Here is an 11410-nt window from a genome sequence, read left to right as displayed (position 1 = left end):
AAATCCTTTATTGCATTGCGGACATTGAATTTTTGGTTTGTTTTCATTATCTAGTATTTTAAACTCTTGATTTTTATCAATTCTTTGAATTTCGCTAATTACTTCTTTTGTGATTTCTTCTAAGAATTGTTCTCTTCTTAATTCTGATATTTCTATCATTTTTTGTTGCTCAAACCACAATGCTGTCATGTCAGGAGTAATAAGTGATTTTGGAGAAAGTTTAATTAAATCTCTACCTTTTTTAGTGGATTTGATAATTTGTTTTTTATCTTTACTTACTTCTATATACTCTCTTTCAATTAATGTTTTTATATGATTAGATCTTGTTGCAGGTGTTCCTATACCACCAGTTTCACCCTTTTTGTCTTTATCTTTTTCCATTAGCAATTTTTTAATTCTTTCATCAGACACATATTTTGCGACACTATTTAAATCTTTAAGTAGCGTTGTCATAGTGTAGTAAGGGCGTGGCTTTGTTTGCTTTTTTTCAATTTGTATCAAAGAGCATTTTGCAATATCACCATTTTTTAAGATAGATAAATCGTTTATATCATTCTCATTATTTTCTTGTTCTTCTTCGCTATCTACATTTTGCCAAAGACTTCTAAAACCACTTTTTGTTGTCTTGTTTTGAGTAGCGGTAAAAATTCTTTGATTTACTTCTAAATTAATTGTATTAGTTTGATATTCTCTCGGATGAAAGAATTGGATAATAAATCTTTTAGCGATTAGATTGTAAACGACTAATTCATCTTGAGTTAATTGCGATGAAATTTTATTTTGGGTAGGGATTATTCCATAGTGTGCTGAAATGTTAGCATCGTTAAAAGCCTTGCTTTTTATTGTTAAATCACTGCTAGCAATGAGAGCTTGAATTTCATCATTAGAATTTAAATTTTCCTTTATAATATTTAAAATATTTGGTGCTTGTTCAAACATTGTTTCAGGTAAATATTGACAATCTGATCTATTATAAGTTATAGCCTTGTGTTTTTCTCTTAAATTTTGAGTGATTTCTAATGTTTTATCAGGGCTAAAACCAAAAAGTTTTGCACATTCAGCTTGTAAAACAAGTAGATTATAAGGTAGCGGTGGATATTCCTTTTTGTTTTCTATTTTTAAATTAATTTTTGCATTTTGGTTTTCACAAGATTCTTTGATCTCTTTAGCTAAATTTTCATCTAAAATTTTATCTTCTGTTTTTAATCTTGCTTTAATAGTATTATTGTTGATATTAAAATCACCTAGCAAAGAAAAATAATCTATACTTTTAAAATTTTCAAATTCTTTATCTCTATTAACTATAAGAGCCAAAATAGGTGTTTGAACTCTACCTACGCTTAAAACACCCTCATATCCATTTTTTCGTGCCATTATGGTGTAAGCCCTAGTAAGATTTATCCCAACTATCCAGTCTGCTTGACTTCTTGCAAAACCTCTTTCGCTCATTCCTTTAAAATCTGCATTTGGCTTAATTTTTGCTATTTCTTCTTTTACTGCTTTTGGTGTTAAATCATTAATTAAAACTCTAAATACAGGTTTAGAAGTTTTAGAATATTGCACAATTTCATCGACAAGAATTTGACCTTCATCGTCAGCATCACCACAATTTACAATAGAAGTAATCTTGTCGCTATGGATTAAATCGCAAATAATTTTTAATTGTTTTTTACTTTCTTTTTTGGGCAAATATTTAAATTCTTTAATGGGTAGTGGTAAGTCTTCAAGTTTCCACAACTTATATTTTTCATCATATTCTTCAGGTTTAGCAAGCTCTAAAATATGTCCAAAAGCCCAAGTAACAATATTATCACCTTTTTGTATATATCCTTCTCCGCTTTTATAATTGCCATCTAATCCTTCTGCAATTGCTCTACCAAGTTCAGGTTTTTCTGCTATAAATAATCTCATCTTCGCCTTTCAAAAATATCTTATTGTTTGCGATATTATTAATAAATATTAGAAAATTTTTGTTATTTATAGTTACTATTAATAAATAATAATAACTATAAATATGCACCTTTATAAGGTGCATATTTTTATCTTCCAAACTCTTGGTTTTGAGTTTTTTCAGGCTCTTTGATTTCTTGAGTTTGCTGTATTTGTTGTTCTTGTTTTTGTGCTTTCATTTCAGCTTCATTAACAACTTTAATTCCAGCATTTGAAATTACAGCTATAAACTCATTCCCTTTTTCTTTAAGTTCTTGTTTTAATTCTTCATTATAAAGCCTTACATTAGTTTCTAAATAGTGGCTTTTAGTTCCATCTTGATTTTGGTGTTCTACAATTCCAACTCCTTCAATTAATTCTTTTGCAGATTCTCGCTTCTGATTAATTGTGTAGTAAAAATAACCTTGCTCATTTATATTAGAGTTGATATAAATGAAATCATCTCTATTTTGTGAATTTGTAGGTTTTAAAACTATATTGTGAGTTTTTTCATCTCTATTAACAAAATAGTTTTTCCATACCTCGTTAACTTTTGCAGAAAAAAGCACAGCTCCGTGTTCCATTGCAGCAACTTGTCCAGCTTCTTTAATAACATCGATGAGGGCAGTATCTACCTTTCTTTGTTGAATATCACCTTCCTTGCCTCTATAATTTAAAGCATTGTTTGTATCGATAACAATTTTATCATTAACTAATTTTCCAAATGCCATTTTTTGCTCCTTTTTTTAATAAATTTGTGATTTGTTTTTTGTTTTTTGCATTTTTTTTGTATATAATTCCCTTGTTCATTCACCTCCTTGTAGTGTGATTTGAATACTATTTTTATTCTCATTGAAAATAGTTTTTTTGTTTTTTGCAAAGCTCAAGGTAAAGCTTCCTTTGCTATTTTCATCAATAGAGATAGTGGCTAAACCTTGAGTGATTGTGCTTACTCTTTCTTTTAAATTGTTATATTCTGAATATTTTATATAAGTAAGCAAAATTAAAATGCCAAGAGCCATACCTAACCCTATAGAAGTAAAACTAAAAAATATAAGATACCATTTTGTATTTTTTGTCATTTTTGTAAAAATTTCTGAAAATGTATTCAATTTTAGTTTTCCATTTTCAACGAAACGATCGAGAAATGAATTATAATTTTCTGCATTATGAGAAAGTTTATATTCTACTATTTCACAAAATTTGTTGATTTGTTCATTATATTTTTTAAGTTTATCATCCAGCGATAATTTTTGAATTTCGTTAGCAAACTCTGCAAAATCTTCCATTGTTTTTTTAATAGAGGCTGTTTTATTAATAAATTCTTTTTCTTCATCACTTGGCGGATTTTTAAAATAAGAAATAAGAGCTAGAAAAGTATTATCTAGCTCAATAATATTTTTTTCTAAATCTTTAAAAATTCCATCTTCTGTGTTACTGCTTGAATTCTGTTTTCCAATATCAATTTTAGCAATAATTGTTTTGATAAGATTTTCAAATTTGCTTAATAGTTCATTATAATTTTGTATAACCATATTGGTTGAATTATCTTCTTTAACCAATTCATAAAGGCTATTTTCATTAGAATTAATTTCTTCATTCATCATTATTTCTCATTTATCCAGCAATCTTTTTTAATAATTATTTTTTGGTAAAAAGCAATATCAACTCTGTAATATTTGCCAAATCCTCCTTGCTTTCTTTTGTCAGCAGGCAATCTAACAAACTCTGCGTAACTTACAGGAACTAACTTCTCTCCTTGTTCTCTTTGCGAGATAGGCAAAGCATTAAAAATTTCTTGCGATACTTCTTTTAACTCATAACCTCTTTCCCAGTCTTTTTTTTCATAAAATTTAGTATTGCAGGTATATTTTAGATGATAATCTGTGTATTTTGATGAAGCTAAAAGTCTGCAAGAATTTGTAAGTTGTGGATTAATTCTATATCCATAATGCTTTATAATTTCAGTTGTACAACCATCTCCATGAGAGCATTTTTGTATGGTTTCAGTTCTTAATAGAGTGTCTTCAACTCGGTTATTTAATGCAGATACAGAACATTCCCCATCCAAATGAACCAAAATATCATTTTTATATTTATACATTTCAGGATCACTTGAAGCATCGACAGGGCATAAATTTAAAAAACTTCTGCGTTTAGCGATTACATCTGCCCATTTTCGGGCATCAATGCTAAAATATCTTGCCAAAGCTGCACCGCATTCAGGTGGTTTAACAGGACTTGCAAGACAAAGCATCGCTTCACAAGCTAATTTAGTATCTCCTGTTAAAATATCTAATTTTATTGCATTAGAAGAAGATACAACTCCAAAAAATAAAATTGTTGCGAAAGTAATCTTTTTCATTTTTATTCTCCTAAGTTAGTTTTATTGAAAAATAAGATATTTACTTTATTAAAATCGCGTTCAATAGGACTCACAGGTTGTAATTCTATGGGTGCAAGAACTTGATTTTTTTCAAAATAATGTTTGTATTGTTTAATTAAATCCTCTCTACCTACTAAAATAATTTTTGTTGAATTGTGGGCGAGTAAAAAAGTTTTAGTAACAAGATCATTTTTAATAAAATCATCATCCACAGTCTTTTTTTCAACCACAATATGATAAGTCCAATTAAATCCACTTAAATAAGGATCTTTCGGAACAAAACTGTATTTATGCTCCAAAAGAGAATTATTAATAGATAATGCAGAGCCATCATCTAATCGTTTTGCTTTTGGTGCAGAACACCCAACCATTAATGAAGCGATTAAAGCTAAACTAAGCGACATTTTTTTCATTGTTTTCTCCTATAATTTGAATTTTAATTTTGCATTCTCCTTTCAAGATTGCATCTTCTAATTGTTTGCGTGAAGGGATTTTTTTTATTCCTGATAGGCTTTTTGAAACAGCTTTAAATTTATCCATGAAATATGAATCTGAATAATAAAATGCTTTATTGCATAAAATAGGTTTTCCACTATCAATAGTAATTAGTTCATTTTCAAAAGGCATTTCTCTAAGTTCTTGTGGCAACATTAAAGCCCTACTTGCTTCGCTAATACTATGTGATCCACCTCCATTATTGCCTGTATTAATACTTCTTGATTTTGTTTTAAAAGTAGTATTTCCTAAAATCCTAGAGATAGCTTCTGCGTCTTCTTGCTCTCTTGGTGCATAGAAAATCTGACAAGCATGATTTGTTAAGAGTGTTTTAGCTCCTTCTTTTCCATAGCCCAAAGGTGGTTGTGTTTCAAGTTGTGAATTTGATTGATAAATCATCAAAGATCTTAACCAATAACCAGCCATAAAACTGATTGCTGATTGATAGATAGGAATTCTACCAGGTGCAGTAAATTCATCCATAACCATTAAACAAGTATATTTTAAATCTTTATTGCTTTGTGGCAATTCTTTGGTGTTTAATAAAATAAGTTGCGACCAAAAAATATTTAAAATAAATTGTGCATTTGCTAATTGATCAGGCGTAATTCCTATATAAATTGTCATTTTCTTTTTACGCAAATCTCGCAAATCAAAATCACTTGTTTCTGTGCTTAATCTTAATGTTTCGCTTTCAAATGGCACAAGCGGAGCATTAAAAGAGCTCATTATGCCTGATTTAGTAGCATCTGAGTTGATATTAAAATAAGTTTCTAAACGCCTTATAGTTGCTTCATCTAAGATTTCACAATAGACCAAGAAATTATATGTATCATCAAAACCTCTTAAGGTTTTTTCTTCATTCTTGAGTGAAAAGCCTTTTGAGAGTTGCAAAATATTGTAAAAGTTAAAATTTCCTACATCTACATTAAAAGATTTTTGAAATTCTTTACCCATATCTGTGAGTTGCAAATCACGCCATAAATAACAAAGACCTATAAATAAGTTTTGTGCTAAACCATTAAAAAATTTTGAAGTAGAATCCCCATCAAGTGGATAAAGTATGTTAGCCAAATCCATTAATTGACTATCGCAATGTTCTTTATCACTCATATCAATGTAAGTCAAGGGATTATAACGATGAGTCTGTCTTGAAAATGGATTGAATAAATAAACTTCTTGTTTTAAAATCTCTTTTCTATATTTGCTTGTATAGTCAAAACATTCTTGCTTAATATCTTGCACAACAGCACTTTCTTGCCACTCTAATAAGTTTGGTATTACTATACCTACACCCTTACCACTTCTTGTGGGAGCTCCTAAAGCTACAAATTGCTGACCGCCAAATCTTAGCAATTTTCCTTTATATTTTCCGATAATAATTCCTTTATCGCCAAATAAATTCATTTTTTTAATCTCATTAAAATTTGCAAATCTAGCTTCACCAAATTGAGATTTTTTGGCTTTTAAAGATAACACCAAAACAGAAAAAATAATAAGACAAATTCCAAAAGTAATACTCAAAGAAAGCCATATTTTTGGATAGTCATTAACTATGGCTTGAATGGTGAAATTTATGTTGTATATTTCAATTGCTTTCATTATTTTTACTTTATTTAAAAAGAAAAATACAATAGGTGTTAGTAAATATGTAAGAAAAACACTAGAAATCGCAAGAAAAATAATTTGAATACTTTTGTTATTTTGCATTTATCTCTCCAATTTGATATTCTCTATTTCTTTAAAATAAATGCCACTAATACGCCTTTTTCCGTGATGAGCGTGGATATGCACGACAATATCAATTAAATCTTTAAGTGTTTTTTGGATAATTTCAAAAGGAACGCATTGACCTTGTGGGTTTTGCAAAGTCATTAAGGCAAGTCGTGTAAATGTTTCTTCAGGACTTCCTGCATGACAACTTGTAATGCTTCCACCATGTCCACTAGCTAAGACATTGATAAAATCATAAGTTTCCGCACCTCTAAGCTCTGCAAGTAAAATTCTGTCAGGCTTCATTCTTAGACAAGATTTTAAAAGCGTTGCAGAATTTAAAAAATCTGTGCTTTTTGCTTCACTTGGATAGAATAATTGCACGAAATTTTTGTGTTCGTAGAATTTGATCTCTTCAACATCTTCTATTGTTATGATCCGATCATCGAGGCTTATGAAATCAATAAGAGTTTTCATAAAAGTGGTTTTACCACTGCCAGTTTCACCAGCGATGATGATATTTTTACCATAGCTAACAGCTTTTGATATAAAAGCTTGATAATCTCTTTCTTTATATAACTTGATTAATTCTTCATCGCTTGGTTTGATTATATTTTTATCATCAGGGCTTAAATCTTCGAAAAGTCCACTTTTAACATGATCTTCCATTTTAAAGCGAGTTTTGCTTGGTTTTCTGATAGTAATTGAAATATGTTCGCTTTTGGTAGCAGGCGGAATAACAATTTGCATACGCTCTCCGCCTACCAAAATACAAGAAAGAATAGGGCGTGATACATCTATTTTGTCTTTTTTAAAAGAGGCTGAAGCAGTTGCAAAATGTCCTGCGGACTCAAAATCAAGTTCTGTTTGTACAGATTCCCATAATCCTTTGGAGTTTTGTACCCAAATTTTATTATCGCCGTTATAGCAGATTTCATTGATATTATCATCTTTTAAAAATTCTCCGAAATATTTTTGAGTGTATTTATCTAGCGTTATTGACATTCTTTTTCCTTGTAAGCTTATAAACCTTTGAAAAATCTATATCTCTGTTTACATAAACACCGACCAAATCTCCGTGATTCTTATAAAGAGTAGGTTTAATATCAATCATTTTTTCTAATGCTGTATTTGCGATTTCTTTTGCAGAATCTCTTGTATTTTCAGTGTAATTGGCATAATTATTTTTATTATCTTTGCCTGTAATTTGATCCGCTAAGATAGCCAGTGAATCATCTATCATTGATAATAAAATAGCAGAGCCAAATCGTTTTAAATAATGATGATCTACCCATCCTTGCATTCCACTTGCTCCAAGTTCATCGGTTGCACCAGAATAAACAGGGATGATAATATTGTTTGGTGTTCTAATTTCTTGCCAAATCACAAAAAGTCTATCCATGCCATCATCTAATTGTCCAGCATTGAAAGTTCCTGTAATGGTGCTACCCTTTTCTATTAAAAGTGTATTTCCATTTGCTGAATAAACATCATTTGAAACAATACAAGCAATACCACCTTTAATAGAGCTTACTAATCTTGTTTTTAGGGCACAACCTATATAAGTGCCTTTAGGTAAGAGTAAATTTTGATCAAATTCGCTAACTTTGGCAATTGTCGGAGTAAATACTTCACCTGTAAATTCTCCACCGCTTTGGAAATTGTTAGAATTTTGTAAAGCACCTGAACCATTTTGTCCAAATTCAAATACAGTGTTTGGCTTATCTCCAAATTCTCCTCTATCTCCTGTGCTACCCCCATTAAATCCATTATTAGATGAAGCAACAACAGTAACTCCAATGCCTTTAACAATTCTAGGTTTTGGAGGTTCTGCTTCAAGCATCAAAGCTGTAGTTTGTGTAGGTTGTTCTTGTGCCACGAGCTCATCAAATGTTTTTTGAGCAGATGAAGGTGGTGGAGCAAATTCCTTTGTTTTAACACTTTGAGCTATATCATTATTTTCTTCTTTTGGTGCTTCTTCTATATCGTTGTTATTTCCTGAAAATGATTTCAGGAAATAAACCATTAAAAAAATAAACAGTAAGCCGCCAACAGCAAAAATTGCGTAAGCTTGTATTTTTTTAAGATGATTTTTTTGTTCATGCAAATCACTTGTGTGATTTTCAAAATCATTGTCTAAATTATCTTGTTCTTTATCTTGCATACTTGCTTCCTACTTTTTATTTATTTCTCTTTGAATATTTTCATTAGAGGTTTCTCTTGTTTTATTTAATGGATTTTTTGCATAGCCACGATTGAAAATACCAACGACTTTATCACCGCTTCTTAATAGAATTTGTTTCGCGATTTTTTGAACCACTAAAACATCATAATTGCCATCTTTTTTAATATGAGTATTTAAAATACTTTCTTTACCATTATCATACATGAAAACAGCAGGAAAAGTTTTAGTATTATCAAAACCAAGATATGTAAAAACACCATCATCATAAGCAAAATTCGGTGCTATGTCTTCACTTCCTTTATTAACTTTCATATAAAAATCCCAATTTCTAGGGATGGTATTTTTATTTAAATCTGTGCGTATTTTCTCTTGCTCTTGAGCTTCTAAAAATTCTTTAGTTGCTTCTAAGTCTTTTTTTGGATAAGAAAAACTAAGTTTATAGGTAGTGTTATTATTTTGATTTACAAGTTTTAAATCAAAAACATAAGTGTTTAGATTTGTAATAACAATTAAGTTTGTTTTCCAATCTTTTGGATTCGGATCTAAAACAAATTCTTGTGATACTTGGCTTTCCCCCATATTATTATCTTGTTGCACAAGTTGTGTTTTATAAGCTTTTGGCTTAATGAATAAGAGATTATCTTTTTCTATTAAATCCCAACCTTCTGCAAAACCTGTGGCAGTATTAATAATCCTTTCATCAATGCCAAATTCTAATACGCTTACATAGCCATTTTTTGCATTGATTTGGAAAACATCATTTGCATTATAAACCGCATAAGCAATTCTTTTATCAAAAGAAGAAGTTTTTGGGATATTTAAGGCAAAAGCAGGAGCCAAAAATAAAAAAGAAAGGATAGCTAAAGTAATATTTTTCATCTTATCTCCTCATCAATTCTGTAATTAGTTACTTTAAAGCCAAGAGGGTTTAGAATTCTATTCTCCTCACTAGCTTTAGCTAAAATATAGTCATAGCTTAATGTGATCACTTTGGTGGATTCTGACAACCCTCTAGTGTTTAAATTTTTTGTAATAATTTTTGCTCTTATAGTTGAAGTTTTAACCCCATTGCTATTGCCAAGAACAATACTTAAAATTTGCACATTTACTTCATTGGAGTTTTTTAAAATTTGATCTCTAGCGTTTTCACCTTCGTACCAAGCTCTATATTCATTTGCGACTTTTTCAGAGCTCATTAATTGAGTAAGTAAATAATCTTGGTTTAAAAGCTCATAGTAATATCCTTCTCTAGCTTTTACATATTGAGAGATAAAATACTTATCAAGAGCTTCATTGCTTGAAATTTCTTTTTCATCAAGCATGGTTAAAATATCAACCATTCCTGTAGTATTGTCTACTCTTATTACATAAGGTTCTATTGTTTTTAGAGGAGTAAGTAAGACAACTGCTACGATTGAAATTATGGCTATAAAAATAGAAACAAAAGCAATAAGCCAAGCTCTTTTATTACTTTTGTCAATTAAATATCTGAAACTAGCTTCATAATCCATCGCGGAATTAAAGTCATTTTTCATTCATAGTTCCTTTATTTAAATCTTTGTTTTGATTGATGGGAATCCATCCTGTTTGATTGTTAAAAAATTCATCATATTTACCCTGATTTTTAGTGCTACAAGCACTAAAAAATAAAACACCAAGTAATAAAATAAAAATTAATTTAGCCTGCATTTCTAGCCCTTTCATACATTTTTTTTGCAAAACTATAACCACCTTTAGCGCCAGCCCAAGCACCTTTAGCAGCTAACTTTGCACCAGTTTTTCCTGCATTTACAGTTTTTCCTGCAGCTTTTCCTGCAGTCCAACCTGCCAATCTACTAACAGGATTTAAAGCAGAACCTATTGCTCCGCCCATAGCTCCTTCCATTGAAACATTTGCAACTTTTTCGGCATAAAGTTTTGCAGAAATAATCATAATGACCAGAACTAAGGAAGCAATGACGAAGAAAATGCTTGTTCCTAATACTTCAGATCCAGATTGTACATGTTGTGATAATGAAATTATCCATCCGTTTATTTCTCCCATAAAAACACTCAAAAATAATCCTACAAGTAAAATCACTAAAGTATTTGAAAGCAAAAGTCCTATCCATTGCGTGAAAACATTTTTAGTGGATTTAAATATTAAAAGCCAAAAGACTATAGGAGCGGTTATTACGAGTAGTGTTTGTGTAAAAGTTGTAACGACTAAAATAGCAAATGTAGGAGCAACAGCGATTACAAATCCTACATAACAAAGCAGCATTGCTACAATGGCTAAAATAGCACCTCCAACACCACTTGATTTAGCCCAAATTATGTTTGCTAGTTGTGCTGTGTTCGCATACATTTCATCTAATGTTTTATACATTTGTGTTCCGCCTCCAGCCCATTCATAAATTCCATCCATAGCATTAATGACTAAGGTAAGCCAACCACCGATATTTAAAGCAAAAGTAATGGCAAGAAGTTTTCCTGCTATATCCCAAGTAAGTTCTCTAATAGGGCTTTGGCTTGTCCCCATTAAAACTTCATAGCCTTTATACATAATAACTAGAGTTATGATTATGGAGAGCAATACGCTAAGCTCAGCAACCTTATCACTCGTGCCTACTTGTCTTATTGCATCAATGATTTGCTGTATGCTTTCGCCTAGAGTTTGAAAAAGATCATTCATTGTTTATTTTGCTCTCTAGCTTTTTGCA

At 30.4% G+C, this 11410-nt stretch carries 12 protein-coding genes; all 12 read right to left on the bottom strand.

Features of this window, described 5'->3' with window-relative positions:
* The coding region (locus CCO88_RS04415; RefSeq protein ID WP_002839589.1) for a DNA topoisomerase 3 at positions 1 to 1911 on the bottom strand (1911 nt) is incomplete at its 3' end.
* A 128-nt stretch (positions 1912 to 2039) separates the two neighbouring features.
* Entirely contained in the window at positions 2040 to 2660 is a 621-nt protein-coding gene (locus CCO88_RS04410; RefSeq protein WP_002834102.1) for a hypothetical protein, read from the bottom strand.
* A gap of 75 nt (positions 2661 to 2735) precedes the next feature.
* On the bottom strand, positions 2736 to 3533 hold the full coding sequence (locus CCO88_RS04405) for a hypothetical protein (protein ID WP_010790867.1): 798 nt from the start codon (positions 3531 to 3533) through the stop codon (positions 2736 to 2738).
* Between the two features lie 2 nt (positions 3534 to 3535).
* Positions 3536 to 4294, bottom strand: coding sequence for a TrbM/KikA/MpfK family conjugal transfer protein (locus CCO88_RS04400; RefSeq protein ID WP_002822843.1), 759 nt, complete (start codon positions 4292 to 4294; stop codon positions 3536 to 3538).
* A 2-nt stretch (positions 4295 to 4296) separates the two neighbouring features.
* Positions 4297 to 4728: a cag pathogenicity island Cag12 family protein gene (locus CCO88_RS04395; RefSeq protein ID WP_002822840.1), complete on the bottom strand. Its 432-nt coding sequence runs from the start codon at positions 4726 to 4728 to the stop codon at positions 4297 to 4299.
* The gene (locus tag CCO88_RS04390; protein WP_002839586.1) at positions 4709 to 6520 is read right to left on the bottom strand and encodes a type IV secretory system conjugative DNA transfer family protein; all 1812 of its coding nucleotides are present in this window, start codon (positions 6518 to 6520) and stop codon (positions 4709 to 4711) included. Before CCO88_RS04390 ends, CCO88_RS04395 begins: the two co-directional genes overlap by 20 nt.
* A complete protein-coding gene (gene virB11, locus CCO88_RS04385) occupies positions 6521 to 7528 on the bottom strand; it encodes a P-type DNA transfer ATPase VirB11 (RefSeq protein ID WP_002839584.1) in 1008 nt (335 codons plus the stop codon).
* Positions 7509 to 8687, bottom strand: a complete 1179-nt coding sequence (virB10, locus tag CCO88_RS04380; RefSeq protein WP_002804394.1) for a type IV secretion system protein VirB10 — start codon at positions 8685 to 8687, stop codon at positions 7509 to 7511. Before virB10 ends, virB11 begins: the two co-directional genes overlap by 20 nt.
* A 9-nt stretch (positions 8688 to 8696) precedes the next feature.
* Positions 8697 to 9587, bottom strand: coding sequence for a P-type conjugative transfer protein VirB9 (gene virB9, locus CCO88_RS04375; RefSeq protein ID WP_002779635.1), 891 nt, complete (start codon positions 9585 to 9587; stop codon positions 8697 to 8699).
* Positions 9584 to 10243 carry a VirB8 family type IV secretion system protein gene (locus tag CCO88_RS04370; RefSeq protein WP_002779634.1) on the bottom strand — a complete coding sequence of 220 codons (660 nt, stop codon included), beginning with the start codon at positions 10241 to 10243 and terminating at the stop codon, positions 9584 to 9586. The genes virB9 and CCO88_RS04370 overlap by 4 nt, the downstream gene beginning before the upstream one ends.
* On the bottom strand, positions 10233 to 10397 hold the full coding sequence (locus CCO88_RS10625) for a hypothetical protein (RefSeq protein ID WP_002807851.1): 165 nt from the start codon (positions 10395 to 10397) through the stop codon (positions 10233 to 10235). Before CCO88_RS10625 ends, CCO88_RS04370 begins: the two co-directional genes overlap by 11 nt.
* On the bottom strand, positions 10387 to 11382 hold the full coding sequence (locus CCO88_RS04365; RefSeq protein ID WP_002779632.1) for a TrbL/VirB6 family protein: 996 nt from the start codon (positions 11380 to 11382) through the stop codon (positions 10387 to 10389). Before CCO88_RS04365 ends, CCO88_RS10625 begins: the two co-directional genes overlap by 11 nt.
* Positions 11383 to 11410: the final 28 nt, after the last annotated feature.

This window comes from Campylobacter coli LMG 9860 (genome assembly GCF_000254135.1).
GTDB classification, from domain to species: domain Bacteria; phylum Campylobacterota; class Campylobacteria; order Campylobacterales; family Campylobacteraceae; genus Campylobacter_D; species Campylobacter_D coli.
This window is presented reverse-complemented; position numbering and strand designations above follow the sequence as displayed.